At 70.9% G+C, this 17,739-nt stretch carries 11 protein-coding genes; 2 read left to right on the top strand and 9 right to left on the bottom strand.

Annotated features, from left to right (window positions below):
- Nucleotides 1-190 precede the first annotated feature (190 nt).
- The 3 genes from IM543_13850 to IM543_13840 are packed head-to-tail and all read right to left on the bottom strand — an operon-like array spanning nucleotide 191 to nucleotide 2,844.
- On the bottom strand, nucleotides 191-559 hold the full coding sequence (locus IM543_13850) for a response regulator (GenBank protein ID QOY92692.1): 369 nt from the start codon (nucleotides 557-559) through the stop codon (nucleotides 191-193).
- Nucleotides 556-2,145: a GAF domain-containing protein gene (locus tag IM543_13845; protein QOY92691.1), complete on the bottom strand. Its 1,590-nt coding sequence runs from the start codon at nucleotides 2,143-2,145 to the stop codon at nucleotides 556-558. The genes IM543_13850 and IM543_13845 overlap by 4 nt, the downstream gene beginning before the upstream one ends.
- Before the next feature lie 51 nt (nucleotides 2,146-2,196).
- Nucleotides 2,197-2,844, bottom strand: coding sequence for a response regulator (locus tag IM543_13840; GenBank protein QOY92690.1), 648 nt, complete (start codon nucleotides 2,842-2,844; stop codon nucleotides 2,197-2,199).
- 337 nt (nucleotides 2,845-3,181) lie between these two features.
- Here IM543_13840 and IM543_13835 point away from each other — a divergent pair, with 337 nt between their 5' ends.
- A complete protein-coding gene (locus IM543_13835) occupies nucleotides 3,182-8,872 on the top strand; it encodes an alpha-2-macroglobulin (protein ID QOY92689.1) in 5,691 nt (1,896 codons plus the stop codon).
- Entirely contained in the window at nucleotides 8,872-10,992 is a 2,121-nt protein-coding gene (gene pbpC, locus IM543_13830; GenBank protein QOY92688.1) for a penicillin-binding protein 1C, read from the top strand. The genes IM543_13835 and pbpC overlap by 1 nt, the downstream gene beginning before the upstream one ends.
- On the opposite strand, the gene IM543_13825 is transcribed toward pbpC, so the two are convergent.
- From IM543_13825 to IM543_13800, 6 genes are all read right to left on the bottom strand, one after another.
- Nucleotides 10,989-13,310 (bottom strand): xanthine dehydrogenase family protein molybdopterin-binding subunit, encoded by a 2,322-nt coding sequence (locus tag IM543_13825; GenBank protein ID QOY92687.1) that lies wholly within the window; start codon nucleotides 13,308-13,310, stop codon nucleotides 10,989-10,991. The genes pbpC and IM543_13825 overlap by 4 nt on opposite strands.
- On the bottom strand, nucleotides 13,307-14,359 hold the full coding sequence (locus IM543_13820) for a xanthine dehydrogenase family protein subunit M (GenBank protein ID QOY92686.1): 1,053 nt from the start codon (nucleotides 14,357-14,359) through the stop codon (nucleotides 13,307-13,309). The genes IM543_13825 and IM543_13820 overlap by 4 nt, the downstream gene beginning before the upstream one ends.
- Entirely contained in the window at nucleotides 14,356-14,883 is a 528-nt protein-coding gene (locus tag IM543_13815) for a (2Fe-2S)-binding protein (GenBank protein QOY92685.1), read from the bottom strand. The genes IM543_13820 and IM543_13815 overlap by 4 nt, the downstream gene beginning before the upstream one ends.
- A 99-nt stretch (nucleotides 14,884-14,982) precedes the next feature.
- Nucleotides 14,983-15,762 (bottom strand): DUF2145 domain-containing protein, encoded by a 780-nt coding sequence (locus IM543_13810; GenBank protein ID QOY92684.1) that lies wholly within the window; start codon nucleotides 15,760-15,762, stop codon nucleotides 14,983-14,985.
- The gene (locus tag IM543_13805; GenBank protein ID QOY92683.1) at nucleotides 15,762-16,175 is read right to left on the bottom strand and encodes a hypothetical protein; all 414 of its coding nucleotides are present in this window, start codon (nucleotides 16,173-16,175) and stop codon (nucleotides 15,762-15,764) included. Before IM543_13805 ends, IM543_13810 begins: the two co-directional genes overlap by 1 nt.
- A 124-nt stretch (nucleotides 16,176-16,299) precedes the next feature.
- The gene (locus IM543_13800; GenBank protein QOY96683.1) at nucleotides 16,300-17,439 is read right to left on the bottom strand and encodes a GGDEF domain-containing protein; all 1,140 of its coding nucleotides are present in this window, start codon (nucleotides 17,437-17,439) and stop codon (nucleotides 16,300-16,302) included.
- Nucleotides 17,440-17,739 lie beyond the last annotated feature (300 nt).

Here is a 17,739-nt window from a genome sequence, read left to right as displayed (position 1 = left end):
AGGTCGCGCCGATCTGCTCCGGTTTCATTATTACCGGTTCGGGGGTGGAATCGGCGTCATCGACGATGCGCACGGCCGGCCTGCGGCGCCGGGCAGCGCGGCGGGTTGCGATTTTGCCGGAACGCGCGTCATAAAGGAGCGACTAGAGGAATCCCTCTAAAGAGCAAGCATCCGCCCGGTGGGCGTGGCGTCAGGGCGTCAGCAGCCGGGCGGCCGCGTCGAGCAGGGCGTCCGGGCTGAAGGGCTTGACCACATAGTCGTCGGCGCCGGCGGCGCGGCCGGCCGCGATGTCGGATGGCTGGCCATTGGCCGACAGCAGGAGAATCTTCATGCCACGGGTGGGCGGGTCCGCGCGCAGCGTGCGGCACAGATCGAGACCACTGCGCCCGCGCCCGAGGCAGACGTCGAGCACGAGCAGGTCGGGCGCCCCGTCCGCGATCATGTCGAGCGCCTGCTCCGCCGAAGCGGTCTGCAGCACCTCGCCAAGCGCACGCAGGCTCAGGCGGATCAGGAGTCGCAGGTCGGCCTGGTCGTCGACCACCAGGATGCGCTTGCTCATGGCGCGCCCGCTTCCGTCGGCAGCCAGACGGTGACCGCGGTGCCGGCGCCCGGCCGCGATTCGACCTCGATGCTGCCGCCGTGGAAGGCGACGATCTCGCGCACCAGGACCAGGCCGAGTCCGGAGCCGGCCTCGGCCTCGGCCTCGGTCCTCGGCTCGCCGGCACGGTAGAAGGCCTCGAACATCCGGTCCCGCTGGTCCGGGCTCATGCCGATGCCGCGATCGCGGACGGCTAGCGCCAGGCCGGGACGGCCGTCACGCAGGTCGGGCGCGAGTATCACGTCGATCCGGCTGCCGGGCGCCGAAAAGCGCAGCGCGTTCTCGAGGATGCCGGCCAGTGCCTGCCGCAGGCGTGCCGGATTGGCTTCGACCCGTGCAATGGCGGGCGCGTGCATGAAGGCGACGTCGTCCGCGCGCGCCGGCGGCACCGTGGCCGCCAGCGCCTCGCCGACCAGGACGGACAGGTCGACGCCGGGACGCCGCTGTTCCTCCGGGCCGCCGGCCTCGATGCGCGCCAGGTCGAGCATCTGGTTGATCAGGGCAACCAAACGGGTCGACTGGTTGTGGATGATCCCGTGCAGTTCACGTACGGTGCCGGCGTCGAACTCGCGCTTGAGCAGCAGTTCGGAAAAACCGAGGATGCTCGCCATCGGAGTGCGCAGTTCGTGGGCGGCGCTGCGGAAGTAGGCGCGCCGGCGTGCTTCCGCGGCGCGCTCGGCCTCCAGTGCGGCGCGATGGCCGCTGGCGTCGCGGATGCTGGCGACGACATGCGGCTGGCCGTCGATCGCGAGCCTGCTGAGCGCGGCTTCGACCGGAAGCGCTCCGTCCGCGCGGTTCACGCTGGCCTCGACCACCACCGGCAGATCGCCGGCCGCGGTCAGGCTGCAGGCGTCGACGCCGAGCAGGGACGCGGCCGGCCGACCTGCCAGCAGGGCGGCGTCGAGGCCGAACAGCTGCTGGGCGGCCGGGTTGCAGGACACCACCGCGCCGGCGGCATCGATCAGCAGCACGCTGTCGGGCAGGTGATCGAGCAGCGCGCGCAGGGCCGCCTCGCTGCGTTGCGCCCGCTGCTCGGCCTGGCGCAGTGCGCCGGCGGCGACTTCGTTGGCGACCACGCCGGCCAGGTCACGCAGCAGGGCGCGTTCTTCGTCCTCGAATGCGCGCGCGGCGCTGTCGATGAGGCACAGCGTGCCGATGTGCACGCCGCCCACGGCGAGCGGCTGGCCGGCGTAGAAGCGGACCTGCGGGTGGCCGCGCACGAACGGACTGTCGGCGAAGCGCTCGTCGGCGTGCGCATCGCATACCACCAGCATGTCGTCCTGGCGGATGGCGTGCGCGCAGAAAGAGCGGTCGGACGGCGTTTCGGCGTAGGGGAAGCCGACCCGCGACTTGAACCACAGGCGTTCGGCATCGACCAGGCTGACGAAGGCCATCGGCACCTGGAACAGGCGCGCGGCCAGCCGCGTGATGCGGTCGAATCGCTCGTCGGCCGCGCTGTCCAGGATGTTCAGGTCGACCAGCACGCGCAGGCGCTGCGCCTCGGTGGTGGAAGAAGGAGAAGCCGAAGAAGGGGAAGGGGAGGACATGGGCGGGCGTGGGACGAGCCTTGCTTGCTTGCTTGCGGTCAGGGCCGGCGCTCAGGCGGCCGTGGCCACCGGCGCCAGCGCCGCCTCGACGGCGCGCCGCAGGGCGGCGAAGGGGGCCGGTTTGGCGAAGAAGGGGACGTCCTCGGGCAGGCCCATGGCGTGCACGGTACCGGGGTCGAGGCCACTGATGACGATGATCGCCATCGACGCATAGGCCGGATCGGCGCGCAGGGTCCGGATCATGCGAAAACCATCCATGCCCGGCATGCTCAGGTCGCTGATGAGGACGTCCGGTCGCTGCTCGCCGATCCGGATCAGGGCTTCGAAGCCATTGCCGGCCTTGACCAGGTCGATTCCCAGGCCCCAGGTCGAGATCTCGAGTTCATACAGGCGCAGCAGGGTCGCATCGTCATCGACCACCAGCACCCGGGGCGGGCCGCCGGCGCCGGACAGGACGGGCGGCGGCGCCTCTTGCCGCGGTTCCAGGGCGTCGCGCCGCTGGGCCACCAGCCTGTCGATCGAGTCCAGGGCGATCCGGCGGTGTCCGCCCGCGGTCTTCCAGGCTTGCAGCACGCCGCTCTCGACCCAGAGCTGGATCGTGCGGTGGGAGACACCGATGCGTTCCGCGGCCTGCCGGGTGGAGCAGAAGGCGCCGGGATCGTACCCGCCCTTGGAAACGTGGTCATCGGTGATATTCATATTTACTGATTTTACCGATTTACCGGGCCTCGTCAAGGAGTAACTGTCGGGTCATGCCTGGAAACCACGCGATGCGGCGAGCGCGGCCGGGTATCCTGCGGCCGGCATGCCTGGACAGCGAATAAGGCAGCGGGCGGCAGCCTGCCGCACCATGCGTGCCGCATCATCGGCGGCCTGCGCGTAGCGCTGTGTTGACAAACGCATACGCGGCGGACACACTCATCTTTACTGTCGACTAACGCCAGGCGCGCCGTCGCGCGACGCCGTCGAATGTGTCCCTGCCATGCAAGGAGCCGGGTCAGGTTCCCGGCCTGGCAGCTTGTCCTGCGGAGACGCCATGCCTGCCTTGAACCGTTCGCTCCTGTGTTGTGTATTTGGCGCGCTGTCCGTCACCTTCTGCGGCGCGGCCGCGCAGACCGTCGTCGAGGGTTTCAGCCCGGAGGGGCAGGTGAAGGCGGTGCGCCAGGTGACGGCGCGCTTTTCAAGGCCGATGGCGGCCTTTGGCGACCCCGGTGTCGAGGCCCCGTTCACGGTCGATTGCGCCGGCGCCGGCGACGCCGCGCGCGGCAGCGGAGGCTGGGTCGACGGCAGCACTTGGCGCTACGACTTCGCACGCGACCTGCCGGGCGCGGTTTCGTGCCGCTTCAGCCTGCGCGATGGCTTGCGCGACCTGGACGGCCAGGCCGTGGCCGGCCGGCGCGCCTTCACGTTCAGCACCGGCGGCCCGGCCGTGGTGCGCAGCCAGCCGCGCGAGGGCAGCCGCCTGGACGAGCACCAGGTGTTCCTGCTGACCCTGGACGCGCCGGCCGCGCCGGCGTCGATCGAGCGCCATGCCTGGTGCCGCGCCGACGGCGTCAACGAGAAGATCGGGGTGCGCTTGCTGCAGGACGAAGAACGCAAACGCCTGCCGGCCCTGCGCGGCAAGACGGAGGCCGACCTGCCGGTGGCGGCGCTGCAGTGCCGCCGTACCTTGCCGGCCGACAGCCCTGTCACCCTGGTCTGGGGCAAGGGCATCGCGGCGCCGAACGGCGTCGCCACCACCGAAGACCAGGAGCTGAGCTTTCGCACCCGGCCCGACTTCCGGCTTGCCCTGCGCTGCGCGCGCACCAACGCGCGTGCCGGCTGCGTGCCCTTCGAGCCGGTGCGCGTGCGCTTCAGCGCGCCGGTGCCGGCCGCCGAACTGCGCAAGCTGGTGCTCGAGGAAAGCGGCGGCAAGCGCCATGCCCCCGAACTCGACGACGAGGCCAAGGGCGGCTTCGCATCCACCGTCACATTCGCCGGGCCGTTCCGCGAGCTGGCGACACTGCGCCTGCGCGTTCCCGACAGCCTGCGCGACGACGCCGGGCGCCGCCTGAGCGTAGCGGACAAGAAGCTGCACCTGAAGGTGGACCGCCAGCCGCCGCTGGTGAAGTTCGCCGCCCCCTTCGGCATCATCGAGGCGCGCGGCGAGCGCCTGCTGCCGGTCACGGTGCGCAATGTCGAAGCGCCGCTTGCCGCCGCCGTGCGCAGCGGCGCCAGCCTGCGGGTCGAGCGCGACCAGGACGTGCTGGCCTGGTTGTCCAGGATGAATCCCTACGGGCGCGATCCCTGGACCCAGGCCGAGGGCAGCCTGCGGGTCTCCCTGCTCGGGCCGAAGGCGCAAGCGCGCAAGGACGGGCGCATCGAACGCTTCGCGCTGCCCAGGCCGGGCGGGCGGCGCGCCTTCGAAGTGATCGGCATTCCGCTCAAGAAGCCGGGATTCCACGTGGTCGAAATCGCCAGCCCCGTGCTCGGCCAGGCACTCAACCAGAAGGGCGGCACCGCCTACGTGCGCAGCGCAGCCCTGGTCACCAACCTGGCGGCCCACCTGAAGCGCGGCGCCGAATCCTCGCTGGTGTGGGTGACCTCGCTCGACAAGGGGCGCCCGGTGCCGCGCGCGCAAGTCACGGTGCGCGACTGCGCCGGCAAGCAGCTGTGGACGGGCAGCACCGATGCCGACGGCATCGCGCACATCCGCGCCGAACTGCCGCGCGCAAAGTGCGGCGACAACCTGTTCGTGAGCGCGCGCAGCGGCGAGGACTTCACCTTCACCCTGTCGAGCTGGCAGAAGGGCATCGAGACCTGGCGCTTCAACCTGCAGCAGGGCAGCCTCGGCGAAGACACGCGCATCGTCGCCACCGTGTTCGACCGCAGCCTGCTGCGCGCCGGCGACACCGTGCACATGAAGCACTTCCTGCGGCGCCGGATCGGGACCGGGGGCTCGTCCCTTGCCCTGGTCAAGGCGGGCGACAAGACCCCGACGCCCGGCTACGCCCCGCTGGGCGAGGAAACCGTCGAGCAGGCGGCGCTGCCGGCCAGGGCCTGGCTGGTGCACCAGGGCAGCGGCGACAAGCTAGCGCTGCCCCTGGCCTGGGACGCGTCCGGCCAGGCGCTGGGCGAATGGACCATTCCGCCGGCGTCGAAGCTGGGTACCTACCAGGTCGTGATCGGTAACCAGGTGGCCGGCGAGTTCCGGGTCGAACAGTTCCGCGTGCCGACCATGAAGGCGGTCTTGCGTGGACCGGCGCGGCCGGTGGTGGCCGCGGCCAGCCTGGCGATCGATGCCCAGATCAACTACCTGAACGGCGGCCCGGCCGGCAAGCTGCCGGTGACGCTGCGCACGGTGCTCGAGGATGGGCCCTCGGGCTTCGCGCACGTGGATCGCTTCGACGGTTTCAACTTCGGCGGCGGCGATGTCAGGGAAGGTGTCGAGAAACTGGGCGAGGACAGCGGTGACGGCTACCCGGAGGGGGAGGGGGAGGAGGAAGCCCAGCCGGCCGAGGGCCGGCGCCAGGGTGGGACCGCGCGCACCCAGCGCCTGGCGCTGGACCGCAATGGCGCCGCCCGCGTCGAGCTAGCGGAACTGCCCCGGGTCGACCGCCCGCGCAGCCTGCTGGCGGAGCTCAGCTGGCAGGACGCCAGCGGCGAGACGCTCACCGCGGTGACGCGCGCGACCCTGTGGCCGGCCGCGGTGGCGGTCGGAATCCGGACCGGCGACTGGATCAACCGGGACAGGCTGAAGTTCCAGGTGGCGGTGGTCGGCGTCGACGGCAAGCCGGTCGCCGATCATGAAGCCACGGTCGACTTGTTCCGGCGCGAGACCTGGTCGCACCGGCGCCGCCTGCTCGGCGGCTTCTACGCCTACGAGTCGGCCAGCGAGATCAAGCGCATCGCGGGCGGCTGCCGCGGCCGCACCGATGCGGGCGGCCTGCTGTTGTGCGAGCTGCCGGCGCCGGCCGAGGGCAACATCATCCTGCGCGCCCGTGCCGTGGATGCGCAAGGACGGACATCGGTAACGCAGCAGGAAGTCTGGGTGGCAGGCAAGAAGGAGGCGTGGTTCGACCTGGCCGACAACGACCGCATCGACCTGCTGCCGGCCAAGCCGCGCTTCGAGCCGGGCGAACAGGCCAGCTTCCAGGTGCGCTCGCCGTTTCGCGACGCCACCGTGCTGGTGAGCGTGGAGCGCGAAGGCATCCTCGACACCTACGTGCGACGCCTGTCGGCGGCCGACCCCACGATCACGATCCCGATCAAGGCCGGCTACGCCCCCAACGTGTTCGTTTCGGCGCTGGTCGTGCGCGGGCGCGTGGCCGGCGTCAAGCCGACGGCGCTGGTCGACCTCGGCAAGCCGGCCTACAAGCTCGGCATCGCGCCGGTCAAGGTGGGCTGGAACGCGCACCAACTCGCGGTCGAGGTGCTGCCCGATCGCCAGGTGTACCGGGTGCGCGAGCGGGCCCGCGTGCGCGTCAGGGTCCGGCGCGCCGACGGCAAGGCGCTGCCGGCCGGCGCCGAGGTGGCGCTGGCGGCGGTCGATACCGGCCTGCTGGAACTGAAACCGAACGACAGCTGGCAGCTGCTCGAGGCCATGATGCGCCCGCGCGGCCTGCAGGTCGAGACCGCGACCGCGCAGATGCAGGTGATCGGCAAGCGCCACTTCGGCCGCAAGTCGGTGGCGCACGGCGGCGGAGGCGGGCGCGGCGCCAGCCGCGAACTGTTCGATACCCTGCTGCTGTGGAAGGGCAAGCTTGTACTGGATGCGAACGGCGAGGCCGAGCTCACCGTGCCGCTGAACGATTCGCTCACGGGCTTTCGCATCGTGGCGGTGGCCAGCGCCGGCGCCGGCCTGTTCGGCACCGGCAGCAGCGATATCCGCAGCACCCAGGACCTGATGTTGCTGTCCGGCCTGCCGCTGCTGGTACGCGAGGGCGACCGCCTGCACGCCGGGTTCACGGTGCGCAACGCGTCAAACACCGCGCTGGAAGTGCGCCTGGCCGCCGGCATGGCGGCGGACGACGGCCCGGCCGCGCCGCTGCCGGCGCAACGCCTGTCGCTGGCGCCGGGCGCTGCGCGCGAAGTGCGCTGGGAAGTGTCGGTGCCGCAGGCGCGCCGCCTGCGCTGGCAGGTGGATGCCGCTGCCGGCGCCGCGCGCGACAGCCTGCGCGTGACGCAGCAGGTGCAGGAGGCGGTGCCGGTGCGCACCTACCAGGCCACGCTGCTGCAGGTCGATGCAGCGAAGACCATCCCGGTGGCACGCCCGGCGGGCGCGCTGCCCGGCAAGGGCGGCGTGCGCACCAGCTTGAACGCACAGCTGGCCGGCAGCATGGCCGGGGTGCGCGACTACATGGCGGCTTACCCCTACACCTGCTTCGAGCAGCGCGCCTCGAAGGCGGTGGCGCTGGGCGACCCGGCGCTGTGGGCGGCGGTGACGGCCACGCTGCCGGCCCACCTGGACGACGCCGGCATGCTGAAGTATTTCCCCACCATGCGCGACGGCGACGATGCGCTGACCGCCTATGTGCTTGCGGTCGCCGACGAAGCCGGCTACGCCATCGCGCCGGAACAGCGCGAGCGCATGGAAGCGGCGCTGCTGGCCTTCGTCGAAGGCCGCATCGTGCGCGGCAGTGGCTTGCGCAGCGGCGAACTGGCGGTACGCAAGCTCGCCGCCCTGGAAGCGCTGTCGCGGCGCCAGCCGGTGCGCCAGGGATGGCTGCAATCCTTCCGCATCGAACCGACGCTGTGGCCGACCTCCGCCGTGATCGACTGGTACCTGATATTGCAGCGCTCCGCGGCGCTGGACGAGCGCGCCGCGCTGCTGGCCCAGGCCGGGCAGATCCTGCGCGCGCGCCTCAACCTAGAGGGCGGCACCATGGGTTTCTCGACCGAGCGCAGCGACGACTGGTGGTGGATGATGGTCTCGCCCGACGTCAATGCCAACCGGCTGCTGCTGGCCATGCTCGACAACCCGGCCTGGCAGGCCGACATGGGCCGGATCGCACGCGGCGCGCTCGGCCGCCAGCAGCGGGGACACTGGAACACGACCACCGCCAACGCCTGGGGCGTGCTGGCGATGCGCAGGTTTTCGCAGAAGTTCGAGGCCGCGCCGGTCTCCGGCATGAGCAGCGTGCAACTGGGCGCCGAGCAGTGGCGGGGCAGCGTTCCCGCTACCCTGCTGCAGGCCTGGCCGGCGCCGTCCGCGGCGCCCGCTGCGCTGGCAATCCGGCACGAGGGCGGCGGCAAGCCCTGGGCCAGGGTCGAGAGCCTGGCCGCGATACCGCTCGCGGCGCCGCTCGCCAGCGGCTACCGGATCGCCCGCACGGTGACGCCGGTGGAACGGCAGGCTGCCGGTGGATGGACGCGCGGCGACGTCTACCGCGTGCGGCTGGACCTCGACGCCCAGGCCGACATGAACTGGGTGGTGGTGGACGACCCGATCCCGGCCGGCGCCGCCATCCTGGGGTCCGGCCTGGGCGGCGATTCGCAGATCGCCACCGGCGGCGAAACCCGCAAGGACGGGCGCACCGCGCATGTGCTGCCGAGCTTCGAGGAACGCACGGCCGGCGCCTTCCGCGCCTACTATGCCTTCGTCCCGAAGGGGAAATGGCGCGTCGAATACACGGTACGCCTGAACAGCGATGGCCGTTTCAGTTTGCCGCCGACGCGGGTCGAAGCCATGTATGACCCCGAGATGTTCGGCGAGGCGCCGAATGCGCCGGTGGTGGTGGGGCAGTAATGAGGGACGGATCCAAGCCGCACTGGCTCACGCCGCACCGGTTCGGGCGGCCCTGGCTGGCCGCGCTGCTGCTGGCGCCGGCCATGGCCGCGGCCGCGGTGCCGACGCCGGCCGAGGTGCGCGCCGCCTGGCGGCCGTCGGAAGGGCGGCTGCTCGATCGCCACGGTGTGGTGATCGATTCGGTGCGGGTCGACATGCAGGGGCGGCGCGCCGACTGGGTGGCGCTGGCCGACATCTCGCCGGCGCTGGGCGCGGCGGTGCTGCAGGCGGAAGACCAGCGCTTCCTGGAGCACGGCGGGGTCGACCTGCGCGCGGCGGCCCAGGCGGCCTGGGACAACCTGTTCCGCCAGCGCCCGCGCGGCGCCTCGACGATCACGATGCAGTTGGCCGGCCTGCTCGATACCGGGCTGCGCGCCAGCCGGGAAGGGCGCAGCTGGCTGCAGAAGGTCGACCAGGCCGTCGCCGCGCGCCAGATCGAAGCCGGCTGGAGCAAGGGCCAGATCCTGGAAGCCTATCTGAACCTGGTGAGTTTTCGTGGCGAATTGCAGGGCGTCGGGGCGGCCTCCCGGGCCCTGTTCAACAAGGCGCCCTCGGGCCTGGATGGGGTCGAGAGCGCGATCCTGGCGGCCTTGCTGCGTGCGCCCGCGGCTGCGCCCAAAGCGGTGGGCCGCCGCGCCTGCCGGCTGGCCACCGAGCTGAAGTGGCCGGTCGGCTGCGGCGCCATCGCCTGGCGCGCGGCGGTGGCGCTGGCACGGCCCGCGTCCGGCGCCAGGCCGAGCACGCCGCCGGCCTGGCGCCGCCTGCTGGAGGGCGCCGGCGCCGGCGTGCGCACCACCCTCGACGCGCGGGTCCAGGCGGCGGCGCTGGATGCCTTGCGCCTCCACGTACGCGAACTGGCCGAGCGCAACGTCGGCGACGGCGCGGTGGTCGTGATCGACAATGCCAGCGGCGAGCTGCTGGCCTATGTGGCCAATACCGGCAATGGCGAAGTGGACGGCGTGACCGCGCCGCGCCAGGCCGGCTCCACCCTCAAGCCCTTCCTGTACCAACTGGCGCTGGAGCGGCGTCTGCTGACCGCCGCCTCGCTGCTGGACGACAGCCCGGTCGGGATCACGCAGGGCAACGGCGCCTACGTGCCGCAGAACTACGACCACGCATTCCGGGGCTATGCCAGCGTGCGCACCAGCCTGGCGAGCTCGCTGAACGTGCCGGCGGTGCGTACCCTGCTCCTGACCGGTGTCGAGCGTTTCCACGGGCGACTGCGCGCGCTCGGCCTGAGCACCCTGACCGAGGACGCCGACTTCTACGGACCTTCGCTGGCGCTCGGCTCGGCCGAGGTCAGCCTGCTGGAGCTGAGCAATGCCTACCGCACGCTGGCCAACGGCGGACGGCACGGCGCGCCGACCCTGCGTCCGCGACCGCGCGCGCCACTGGTCGCCCTGCTGGATCCGGCGGCGAGCTACGTCATCGGCGACATCCTGGCCGACCGTGGCGCGCGCAGCCCGACCTTCGGCCTGCGCAGCGATCTCGCCACCGCCTACTGGAGCGCGGTCAAGACCGGCACCAGCAAGGACATGCGCGACAACTGGTGCATCGGCTACTCGGACCGCTACACGGTGGGCGTCTGGGTGGGCAATTTCAACGGGCAGCCGATGTGGGACGTGTCCGGCGTGTCGGGAGCGGCGCCGGTGTGGCGCGACGTGATGGACTTCCTGCACCGCGACCGGCCCGGGAAGCTGCCGGCGGCGCCGGCCGGCGTGCTGCGCCGGGCGGTGGCCTTCGTGCCGGCCCACGAGCCGGCCCGCGACGAATGGTTCCTGCGCGGGACCGAAACCACGCTGGTCGAAGCGCTGCCGGCCAGCCGGCGCACGCCAGGCATCGTGTATCCGCCGGACGGCGGCATCGTGGCGGTGGATCCGGACATTCCCGACCGGGTCGAGCGCATCGTGTTCCAGGCGCAGGGCGTGGACGCGCATCGCTGGCGGCTCGACGGCAGCGACCTCGGTCCGGTCGCCGGCCCGCTGGCCTGGCGGCCGGTGGCCGGCGCGCACCTTCTCGAGCTGGTCGACGCCCTGGGGAAGACCGTGTCGACCAGCCGCTTCGAGGTGCGCGGCGACTAGCCAGCCTGTTTCGGCGCCGGTACCGGAATCTCGTGCTCGCCCAGCAGGATCTTGTCCGGCGTGATCGGCGTGCTGCGCAGGCGCCGTCCGGTGGCGTGGAAGATCGCATTGCTGATCGCGGCCGCCACCGACAGGATACCGATCTCGCCCACGCCCTTGGCCCCGAGCTGCTGGCTGACGATGCGGTCTTCCTCGTCGGCGAAGATCACCTCGATCTGGTGGACGTCGGCATTGGCCGCCACGTGGTACTCGGCGAAGTTGTGGTTCATGAAGCGGCCGAAGCGGTGGTCGGTGAAGCTTTCTTCGTGCAAGGCCTGGCTGATGCCCCAGACCACGCCACCGATCACCTGGCTTTCCGCGGTCTTGGCGCTGATGATGCGTCCCGCCGCCACCGCGCTCACCACCCGGGTCACCCGCACGATGCCGAGCTTCTCGTTGACCCGCACCTCGCAGAATACCGCCGAGTGCACCGCGCGGGTGTACTTGCGCTGCTTCAGCATCGAAGGCTTCATGAAGAACTTCTCTTCCACCCGGTCGACGCCGGCCGCGGCCAGCACGGCGCGCAAGGGCACCGCCGTGTCGGCCCGGTTGCGCAGCCGCACGGTGCCGTCGGCAAACTCCAGGTCCTGGGTGCGCGCCTTCGCCAGCGGCGAGCCGGGCATCTCCCTGGCTAGCTTGACCAGGCTTTTCTTGAGCTTGTCGCAGGCGCCGTGCACCCCGCCGCCCACCGTGGTCACGTGCGAGGAACCGCCCTCGACCGGAGCGAAGGGCAGGGTCGAGTCGCCCAGCTGGAACGTCACCTGCTCGAGCGGCAGGCCGAGGCTCTCGGCCGCGATCATCGACATCACCGTGTAGGTGCCGGTGCCGATGTCCGAGGCCGCGCTGCTCACCACCAGGCGCCCGTCCGCGTGCAGGACCGCGCTGACCCGGGCCAGCATCACCATCGCATCCCACATGCCGCTTGCCATGCCCCAGCCCACCAGTTCCTCGCCGTCGCGCATCGAGCGCGGTTCGAGCGGGCGGTCTTTCCACCCGAAGCGGGCCGCACCCTTGTCGTAGCACTGGCTCAGCTCCTTGCTCGAATACGGCTTGTCGTCGAGCGGATTGCGGTCGGCGTAGTTCAGGCGCCGGAAGGCCAGCGGGTCCATCCGCAGCTTGTAGGCCATTTCGTCCATCGCCACTTCGAGCGCATGCAGGCCGTGGGCCGCGCCCGGCGCCCGCATGTCGATCGGCGAGTGGCGGTCGTGCGCCACCAGCTTGTAGCCCAGCTTGATGTTGTCGCAGGCGTACAGCTGCCCCGACCAGTTGACCACCACCTCGACATAGTCTTCCAGGCGCGAGGTTTCGTGGACCGCCTCGTGGACGATGGCCTGGAGCTTGCCGTCGCTGCCGGCCGCCAGCTTCACCTTCTGCCAGGTTTCCGGCCGGTGCCCGAAGCTGAACATCTGCTGGCGCGTCAGCACCACCCGCACCGAGCACTCGAGCTTGAGCGCGGCCATCACGGCCAGGGTCAGCTGGTACTGCGGGCGCAGGCCGGAGCCGAAGGCGCCGCCGACGTAGGGGTTGCGCACCGTGACCTTGTCCTTCGACAGGCCGAAGGCGCGCGAGACGTACCAGCGGTTGTTCTGCGAGCTCTGGGTCTTCTCGTAGATGGTCAGGTGGCCGTCCTCGCCGCGCACCACCGTGGTGGCGTGCATTTCCATCGGATTGTGGTGCTCGACGCCGTGGTAGAACTGGGATTCGATCTTCACCTCGGCCGCTTCATAGGCCTGGTCGGCATCGCCGGTGGAGCTGGGCGGGGTGAAACCGGCCTTCATGGCGTGCGGCTTGTAGGCCTGGTCGAGACTGGCCAGCAGGTCGGTCTCGTGCGCCTGCTGTTCGTACTCGACCCGCACCAGCTGGGCCGCGTGGCGCGCGGCCTCGAAGGTCTCGGCCACCACCAGCGCGACCGGCTGGCCGCTGTAGAAGATCCGGTCGCTGAACAGGGGGCGGAAGGGCGAGCCGCCTGGCGCCGTCATGTCCTTGTAGGCCAGGTCCCAGGAGCGCAGCTTGGGACGGTTCAGGTGGGTGAGCACCTCGACCACGCCGGGTACGGCGAGCGCGGCGCCGGTCTCGATGGCGCTGATCCGCCCGCGGGCGACGGTGCCGCTCACCACCACGCCGTAGCGCAGGTCGGGCGCCTCGTGTTCGGCCGCATATTTCGCCTGGCCGGTGACCTTGGCGCGCCCGTCCACCCGCGAGACCGGCATGCCGCTGCGGACCCGGCCGGTGCCTTCGGGCGCGGTCGGGGTGTGCAGTTCTGGAATCAGGTCGCTCATTGTGCGTCTCCTTGCGGTGTGTCCTTGGCTATTCCCTTGGCGGCCTCGGTGCCGCGCGCGGCGGTGGCCAAGGCCTGCTCGATCGCATTGCGCGCCAGCGTGAGCTTGAAATCGTTCTGGCCATGGCCCTGCGCGCCATGCAGCAAAATATCGGCCGCCGCGCCGAAGGCCTCGAGCCCGGCCGTCTTGCCCTCCAGCGCGCGCTCGGCTTCCTCCACGCGCCAGGGCTTGTGGGCCACGCCGCCGAGGGCGATGCGGGCCGAGCGGATCGTGGCGACCTTGCCATCCTTGCCGCCGTCGAGCTCGAGCGCCGCCGCCACCGACACCAGGGCGAAGGCGTAGGACAGGCGTTCACGCACCTTGATGTAGGCCGAGTGCTTCACGTAGCGCTCCGCTTCCGGCAGCGTGATGTGGGTGATCAGTTCGCCCGGGGCCAAGGTATTGTCCAGCTCCGGTTGCTCGCCGGGCAGGCGGTGGAAGTCGGCGAAGGGGATCTCGCGCACCCCGCCCTGCGAGCGCACGTGCACGACGGCATCGAGCGCGCGCAGCGCCACGCACATGTCGGACGGATGGGTCGCGATGCAGTGCTCGCTGGCGCCGAGGATCGCATGCAGGCGGTTCAGTCCATTCCTGGCGGAACAGCCGCTGCCCGGTTCGCGCTTGTTGCAAGGCGTGCCGAGGTCGTAGAAGTAGTAGCAGCGGGTGCGCTGCATCAGGTTACCGCCGTTGCTCGCCATGTTGCGCAGCTGGGGCGAGGCGCCGGCCAGAATTGCCGCGCTCAGCAGCGGATAGCGTGCCCGCACCAGCGGGTGGTAGGCGGTGTCGGCATTGCGCGCCAGGGCGCCCAGGCGCAGGCCGCCGCCGGGCGCTTCCTCGACGCTATCGAGCCCGAGGCCGTTGATGTCGACCAGTTCGTCGGGTTGCATGACGCCTTCCTTCATCAGATCCAGAAGGTTGGTGCCGCCCGCGATGGGACGTGCGCCCGGGATGGCCAGGCGGGCCAGCGCGGCGTCGATGTCGCCGGCCTGGGTAAAGGTGAACGGGTTCATGCGAGCACCGGACCGGTCGTGAACGGCTTCTCGCCCTCGCCAGGGGTGCCGTCGATGCCCATCACCCCCATGATGGCCTGGGTGATCTGCGGATAGGCGCCGCAGCGGCACAGGTTGCCGCTCATCAGCTCGCGCACGTCGTCGACGCTCTTCGCTTCGCCCTCGGCGATCAGGCCGGCCGCCGAGCACAGCTGGCCGGGCGTGCAGTAGCCGCACTGGAAGGCATCGCAGTCGATGAAGGCCTGCTGCAGCGGATGCAGCTGTTCGCCGTCGGCCAGGCCCTCGACGGTGGTGAGCGCATGCCCGTCGTGCATCACCGCCAGGGTCAGGCAGGCATTGATGCGCTTGCCGTCCAGCAAAACAGTACAGGCGCCGCACTGGCCGTGGTCGCAGCCCTTCTTGGTGCCCGTGAGGCCTGCGCGGTCGCGCAGCAGGTCGAGCAGCGTCACCCAGGGCTCGACCGCAAACTCGCGGTCCTGTCCGTTGATGCGCAGCCGGATCGGGTATTTCCGGTGATGGTTCATGGCCGTCCTTTCTAGAGCGAAGCCGCCACCATACCCCCGCGCCGGATCCTGTTCGGTTAGTTGACGCACCCAGGCACGGTGCGCGGCGCGCGCGGCGTGTCAATCCACGGTCACGGTCCTGGCCTGCGGATCGGCCAGGCGCACCAGACGCAGCACCGCGTCGGTGGTCACGGTGTCGATCTTGCCTGCCATGCGGCGCTCGAAGGGGTGGTCGTCGAAGGCCACGTTGGCGCGGAGCAGGCGCGCGCCCAGGCGCACCGCTTCCGGAACCTCGACCGTCGGCGGCTGGAACCCGGTCACGCGCAGCCATTGCTGCGCTTCGGCGCGGGTCTCGACCTGGCCGGCGGGGGCGAGCGCGGCGGCGAGCGTCTCCAGCACCCACTGGTTCGAGTTCTGGTAGGTGGTCGAGTACACGTAGGACAGCATGTTGTAGTGCGGCTCGTGCAGGCGGACCGGGGTGCGGGTAGCGAGCAGCCTGGCCAGCTTCGCCTGCGCCTCCCGACCCGGAATCACCAGCTGGGTCTCATGGCGGACCAGGTCGGTGAGGAAGAAGTTGCCCATGCCTTCCTGGTACAGGCTCGAGACCGCGCTGCCGCAATCGTTCAGCTCATGCACCACGGTCCAGCGCCCCGCGGGATGGTCGCGCACGGCGATGCCCATGTGCGAATAGCGCAGGCGGTAGCGGCTCAGGTCCTGTCCGGCGCGCGACACCAGCGCCACCTGGGCCCCGCCGGCGTCGAGCGCCTGCACGGTGCGCTGGGCCAGGTCCATCGACAGCAGCACTTCGTGCGGGGCCAGCGGACGCTCGGCGCAGGGCGGGCCGGCATGGGCGCCGCAACTGGCGGCCGCCAGCAGGGCTGCTGCGGCAAGGCGCCGCATCAGCTCACCCTCGCGTGGTGCAGCAGGGCCTTGCCGGCCTCGTTCGGAATGAAGGCCAGCGCCTTGCCCGACATGACCAGCACATGGCCGGTGGACGCGGCCACGACTTCGAGTACGGTGCCGGCCGCCAGCGAGGCGCCGCCCGCGACCCTGCCCGACAGGCGCAGCGTGGCGCGGCTGGCATCGAGCGTGTTCTCCAGCACCAGCTCCAGCCCGTCGCCCACAGTCTTGACGCTGGCCACCACCACGCTGCCGGCGGCGGCAACGCTCAGGATGGAGCCGCCGACGAGCACCGCGGACAGGTTGGCGCTGGCGTTCGACAGGGCGGATTGGTCGGACTGGCCGGCATGTCCCGCGGCCTGGGTGGCGGTGCAGGCGAAGCCGAGCAGGGTGGCGAGAAGGATGCGTTTCATGATGACTCCTGGTAGGAAAGTGCACGCATGATCGCCATCCCGCGCAGCCGCTGCAAGCGCTGCTTGCTGAGTAGCATCTGTTTGCCGCCGCGGTATCGGCCGGCGCTACCCGGGTGCAGTTCGCTTATGCGGCGTCGGCCAGCGGCGCAGGCAGCGCCAGTGCTTCCACCCGGTCGCGCCCGTTGCGCTTGGCTGTGTACATGAGCTTGTCGGCGGCGTCGATCAGCGCTGCCAGCGAGGCGCCGCCGGCTGGACTGGCCGCCACGCCGAAGCTGGCGCTGGCGGACAGCGCCGGGCGTCCGGGCCCGGTGTCGACCGGCAGCGCCCGCAGGCGCGCGCGCAGCCATTCGGCCAGCTGGGCGCCGGCTTCCAGTCCGGTGTCCGGGAGGACCAGCAGGAATTCTTCCCCGCCGTAGCGCACCACGCTGTCGATCTCCTCGCGCGCCACCGCCTGCAGCAGCGCCGCGAAGTGCTGCAGGATGGCGTCGCCCGCCGCGTGGCCATGGGTGTCGTTGATCTGCTTGAAGTGGTCGATGTCGCACAGGATTACGGCCAGCGCCCCACCCCGCGCATCAAGGCTCCCGGCATCCATCAGGCGCTGGTGCAGGTAGCGGCGGTTGTAGCAGCCGGTCAGGTGGTCGCGCTCGGCGGTGTCCTGGAGGACGCGCCGGGCACGGTACTCGTCGCGCGCCATCGCGTTGTAGCGGCGCGCGGCGAGCGCCCCGACCGTGTTCACCAGGGACAGCAGCATGCCCATGGTGAGCAGGTCGGAAAAGCCCATGTCGGAGGTCGTCAAGCACAGCGCCAGGAAGCAGGCGCTGGCCGCCGCGGCGATGCCGAGCGCATAGCCGAGCCGGTTGGGGATGTACAGGTAGACCACCAGCAGCATGATCGCCAGCGACATCGCATGCCAGTGGAATTCGTCCGGCCGGTGCACGGCGATGAGCATGAAGGCGCTCAGCGCCACCACCTCCGAGACGGTGGCCGCGAGCCGGGTTGCCCGCCCGCCCAGCGGCCGGCGCCAGGCCAGCCAGGCGCAGCTGCCAGCCGTGGCCGCCACCAGCAGGCGCGCGCCCAGCAGCAGGGCCGCCTCCGGCACCAAGCCCAGCGCGGCCAGGTCGGTGGCGAAAAAGGCCAGGAAGTACAGGCTGCACAGCAGCAGGGTGAAGGCCAGCTGCGGCCGGGTCCGCTCGAGGTGATGGGTGACGTAGGCGGACTCGGTGCTGCGGTCGGCGAACTCGCCGCTGAGGGGGTCGATGGCCAGGTGGGGGGCAGAGGGGCGGTGAGGCACGGTGTGGTTCCGGTTGCGTGTGCGCGGCGTGGATGGTGCACTGCCGCATTGTGGCACCCGCCGGACCGGCACATGCTCACGGATTGTAACTTTAGCGCAAGTATTTTTACGCTGGGGCAGGAAGTTGAACGCAGCCGGCCGGTCACCGGTCAAATCCTGTTTGGCGGGAGGCACGGTGATGGCGGCAACGGCGGGCGGGAACGGGGAAACGGGACGCATGGGCCGCTTCAGTGCCGAACTGTGGCAAGTGCTCGGCCGCCATCGCTGGCGTAT

This window comes from Massilia sp. UMI-21, assembly GCA_015277795.1.
In the GTDB taxonomy this organism is placed as follows: domain Bacteria; phylum Pseudomonadota; class Gammaproteobacteria; order Burkholderiales; family Burkholderiaceae_D; genus Telluria.
The sequence above is the reverse complement of the archived record's forward strand: the minus strand, read 5'-3'. Positions and strand labels throughout refer to the sequence as shown.

Coding starts and splice junctions, on each gene's coding strand:
- IM543_13820 (QOY92686.1), bottom strand. CDS start 14,359: ATGAACCCGTTCACCTTTACCCAGGCCGGCGACATCGACGCCGCGCTG.
- IM543_13845 (QOY92691.1), bottom strand. CDS start 2,145: ATGTCCTCCCCTTCCCCTTCTTCGGCTTCTCCTTCTTCCACCACCGAG.
- IM543_13825 (QOY92687.1), bottom strand. CDS start 13,310: ATGAGCGACCTGATTCCAGAACTGCACACCCCGACCGCGCCCGAAGGC.
- IM543_13805 (QOY92683.1), bottom strand. CDS start 16,175: ATGAAACGCATCCTTCTCGCCACCCTGCTCGGCTTCGCCTGCACCGCC.
- IM543_13850 (QOY92692.1), bottom strand. CDS start 559: ATGAGCAAGCGCATCCTGGTGGTCGACGACCAGGCCGACCTGCGACTC.
- IM543_13840 (QOY92690.1), bottom strand. CDS start 2,844: ATGAATATCACCGATGACCACGTTTCCAAGGGCGGGTACGATCCCGGC.
- IM543_13815 (QOY92685.1), bottom strand. CDS start 14,883: ATGAACCATCACCGGAAATACCCGATCCGGCTGCGCATCAACGGACAG.
- IM543_13810 (QOY92684.1), bottom strand. CDS start 15,762: ATGCGGCGCCTTGCCGCAGCAGCCCTGCTGGCGGCCGCCAGTTGCGGC.
- IM543_13835 (QOY92689.1), top strand. CDS start 3,182: ATGCCTGCCTTGAACCGTTCGCTCCTGTGTTGTGTATTTGGCGCGCTG.
- pbpC (QOY92688.1), top strand. CDS start 8,872: ATGAGGGACGGATCCAAGCCGCACTGGCTCACGCCGCACCGGTTCGGG.